Below are 4,304 nucleotides of genomic sequence, written 5' to 3'. Positions count from 1 at the left end.
CGTTTCTGGTGCATTGCGTCCGGATCAGGACAGTAACAGTACATGGTTTGCTGATCTGGGCAGCTTCCACACAGTTGTCACGCACCCGAGCCAGTACGCACAGGATGCAAGAAACAGAGTACGCCCAAAGCGCTTTAATCCCGACAATAATCAGGGCGCCAGCGATCACTGGCCAGTCTTGATGCGGTTCCTGAAACGTTTCTGATAGCCGATTACAACACTGCAAAAAAAAGAACCGGCCTGAAAGTTCAGGCCGGTTCTTTGCTGTTTAAGTTACAGGGTGGATCAGGTCTTATAGAGCTTCAGATCTGCCGTGATTTCACGGTGTACGAGCTCAATTTGCGCTGACATCGCATCAACAACGGCTTCCATCTCTGAATGACGTTGCCCTGCAGACCACTTCTCGATCTTGGGGTTTTCCGGCTTGTCTGTCACCGGAGAGTAGGCATCCAAAGCCTTCTTCAGGTTATCCAGCTCGGTATCAACCTGTGTGGCATAATCAAACACCGCTTTCATACCATCCGGTTTGCTCAGTTGCTCATCCCGCACTTCTGGGTACTTGAATGGGTCGCCATTACAAAGGTTATGCAGCTCCTTGATGGAACGATCAATGTTTGGTGTCAGACAACTGTCTCTGGCCATTCGTGGATAGGCTCGCGTGGTAGCTGCCTTCTTGAACAAGAACCAGGACTTCAGGGTCAGATCAGGCGTACAAGGATGCCAGTTCTCCACCTTTGGCACTCGGCGCAGCACAACAGGATCATCGCTGTAAAGCGTCTCAAAGTACCGCACAACTGCAGAACATACATCTGTGCTGGAAACCAGCACCTCCGGTGTCAAACCACTGTTCCGGCCAACCTGGCGGGCAATGGGGTCTTTTTCCTCCACAATCCCGTAGGCAAGCACACACTTGGCAAGCGTGGAATTGCCTGCAATCGCAGCACGTGCCGCTTTACGGTTTGCAGGGTCCATCCGTGCTTCCTGATACTTCTTCCAGCCATAAATAATCTTCGCACGGCCATAGGTTTTATAACCGAAATCAGATAGCGCACGGCCCATGTTCATACCTGCCGAGATACCGGCTGAAGCCTGCGTTGCATCAGCCAAGCGCGCAATTTCAGCGGCAACACCAACAACGGAGAAGAAGGTGTTCAGCGTCTTCTGGCTCACCTGAATAGCGGCCTGTGTATGTCGCTCTTTGATGGCATGGTAATAGACCGAGTTACTTGCTTCAGCCATGTTGACGTTCTTGCGCCATTTCTCGACCTCAGCAGATTTCTTCGCGAGCGCGATTGCATCCATGGTCAATTTTCTGATCGCTTCTGCAAGGCCTGTTGCTGGGAAGATCGTCGTGACTGCCTTCACACCACCACTTGCAATGGTCTCGATCATCTTGATCTTCATTTGAGAGGCTTTGATATCAGCAAGCAGAGTGTCGATGGCCTTCAAGGATTTCTCGACGGCCTTTTCATCATTCGGGTCATCAGGTGAGGAAGCTTCTGCAATAAGATCTTGCAGAGCCTTGTGCTCTTCATCTGCGCGCTTCTCGATTTCGTCCATGTAAGCCTTGCGCTCTTTAGGATCAGCAAGCTTTTCCTTCAGACTAGCAAGCGCATTGCCTGTTTTTTCTTCTTCGATCTTTTTCAGCGCAGCTGCTGTATTCTTCTTGACGATTTCGGCGTCTTTTTCATCGCGACCTGGTTTCTTGAACTTATCGAGACCACCGGTCAGCAAAGCGTTGACATTTGCCATAATGTCTTCGTCAGAAAGAAGCTCCATGCTCTTCTCAACGCTCTGGACACCCGCGCTTGGACCAGCAAGTTTCAGTTTTTTCTCAAGAATTTGCTGCGGTGTCAGGCCTTCAGTCTCAGCTTCGCCTTCTTCTGTCAACTCACCTTGATCTGGCTGAATCTTGCCCGTGATGGCATCACCAATGGCATCAGAACCAGTCGCGCTGGCGAGGTTTGCCAGGCCTCCTGTGAGGGCTTCTGCAAAGGCCTGATAGTCGCCATTAATCAACGCCTTTGTCGCTGCGCCTGCATCAGTCGTTGCAATCATCGCAGCTTTAAGCGCTTCACCAACAATCTCAGGAGTAGTGGATTCCGTACCGCTCAACTGTGAGCCTGATGATATTGCTGTAGAGAGGGAATCCGCTAGTGTCCCGATGATGGACATCACCGCTTCTTGCTTGGCGTCTTTGTCGGGGGCCTGTGTGGCTTGCAAAATCTTCTCTGAAACACGACCACCAGCCATAGCAACGTCGATCAGGCCGGAAACACCTTCAAAAATATTGCCGTGGTCATCCTCGCCTTTGCGGTCAGACGCGGATTTGTCAAAAGCAGCGCCAGCAGAGAGAACTTTTTTGATCTCTTCACCAATCATCTCGCCAGCTTCGTTCGCAAAGCTCAGCTTATCTGCGGCTGTTTTGCCTTTCTGCTCTGAAAAGACAATACCTTTTTCTGCAGCTGCAAGACCGGTGTCGAGTAGTGTAGTTGTTGCAGTAAACAACGCACGCTGTTCAGCCACCCAATTGGCGTCCTTTGAGAGATTTTCTCCCAGCGAGTTCAAGGCTGAGTCAATATTGGTTACTTTCTGCAGCTGATCTCCATACTTCCCGGCATCTTTTGCTGCTTTGATGACATCCTCTGAGCTTGCATTCGCATCCATGCCAAGAGATTTGCGCAAATCGCCTGTTACTTGGCCTTTCTGATTGTTCAGGACGTCTTGTTTGGCAGAAATCTGATCTTTGTCAGGTGCATCACCTGCAACTGTATTCAGATTAGCTAGAGTGATTGCATTGGATCCGATAGATGAGGCAAGCGTCACGACATCACGTGCAAAACCGATGGCTTCTAATGTATTTTCGTGTTTGGAAGCGGTTTCGCTATGTTCATCGAGTTTTTGCTCATAGATTTTTGCACCGCCCTTGAACATCTTCTCAAACTGGCTGTAGCGTGAAGGGACCAGGTTTGATGGAATGATCCCTTCACGAACCAGCGGAGTCCAGAGTTCGCGTGTGATGTCCTCTTCAGAAAACATCTCGTTGCCATCTTTATCTTTGGCCGCAATCATCTCGGCTTGCCGTGCCAGAATGCGTTCAAAGGAAGCGTTGAGCTTCTTCAAGGTCTCAGCATTAATTGCCCCGCTATCGGCGCGAATATCAGCGCGGGTGTCAATCTCTGTCTGCATATCCCCGGTCATCCAGGGCATCTTTGTACCCGAGCCGGGGAGCTTGAACCATTTTTCATTCCGCGCCAGCGTTACTTCAAAGTTCTGTGCCTCGCGAATGGTTTCTTTGTCTCCATCCAGCTTGGTCATAATGTCATTCAAACGTCCAGCTTTGGCTGCAACACGTTCGGCATTTTGTTCAAAATTGCCGGCGCCTTGTTGCGCTGTTTTGAGCCAATCGAGCTGTTTTCCGGTAAGGGGCATGACAAACTCCAACGTGTTCAGGAGAACGGGTTAAGAACTATAAGTCTTCACATCTGCTCTGGCATCGCGGAGGATCAACGTTGCTTGTGCTCGCAAAGAATCCGCGACTTCCATCATTTCGGTATGTAATCGGCCACCCGTCCAAGCCTGTGTCTTCTTGTCTTTTGGTTCAGCAGTGACTGGGCGATATCCCTTGAACTCCAGTTCAAGAGTCTCAAGATGCTTTTGAACATCCTGAGCATAGGTCAGGATCTTTTCCTGCCAGTTATCTTCGGAAATCATGTCATCCCGAACAGAAGGGTAGTTGAACGGATCTCCACCACACAAGGTGTGCAGTGCCTTCAAAGCTTGCTCGATAGCTGGTGTCTTACAGCTTTCTTTAGCCATCAAAGGATAGGCTTTCTTGGTCGCTGCACGTTTAAAGCTGAACCAACTCTTGAGTGTCAGATCTGGTGTTCCAGGGTGCCAGTTTGCAACCTTCGGAACACGCCGCAGGACAACAGGATCTTCACTGTAAAGCGTCTCAAAATACCGCACCACCGCAGCGCAAACATCACTGTTTGACACCAGGACTTCGGGTGTCAAACCGCAGTTGCGTCCAACTTGCTGTGCGATCGGGTCTCGTTCTTCAACAATGCCGTAGGCAAGCACACACTTGGCAAGCGTCGAGTTCCAAGCAATTGCCTCGCGGGCCTTCTTGCGGTTCTCTGGATTTTTGCGGGCATCAAGATACTTCCGCCATCCAAAAACGACCTTAGCGCGTCCGTAAGTTTTATAGCCAAAATCAGAGAGCGCCTGACCCATGTTCTTTGCAAGAGAAAGCCCCGTAGAGGCTTGCGTTGAATCTGCCAGGCGCGTGGCCTCTGTAGCCA

1 protein-coding gene and 2 pseudogenes are annotated in these 4,304 nt (G+C 50.4%); 1 reads left to right on the top strand and 2 read right to left on the bottom strand.

What is annotated here, in order from left to right; translation table 11 throughout:
- A pseudogene (locus PPL9_RS33740) lies at positions 1–205 on the top strand (endonuclease/exonuclease/phosphatase family protein); the annotation flags it as partial.
- Positions 206–285: 80 nt separating this feature from the next.
- Here PPL9_RS33740 and PPL9_RS25195 read toward each other — a convergent pair.
- Entirely contained in the window at positions 286–3,432 is a 3,147-nt protein-coding gene (locus PPL9_RS25195; protein WP_057465396.1) for a hypothetical protein, read from the bottom strand.
- A 30-nt stretch (positions 3,433–3,462) separates the two neighbouring features.
- Positions 3,463–4,304: pseudogene (locus PPL9_RS33735) on the bottom strand (hypothetical protein); the annotation flags it as partial.

Source organism: Pseudovibrio sp. POLY-S9, assembly GCF_001431305.1.
Classification (GTDB): Bacteria; Pseudomonadota; Alphaproteobacteria; order Rhizobiales; family Stappiaceae; genus Pseudovibrio.
The sequence above is the reverse complement of the archived record's forward strand: the minus strand, read 5'-3'. Positions and strand labels throughout refer to the sequence as shown.

Coding starts and splice junctions, on each gene's coding strand:
- PPL9_RS25195 (WP_057465396.1), bottom strand. CDS start 3,432: ATGCCCCTTACCGGAAAACAGCTCGATTGGCTCAAAACAGCGCAACAA.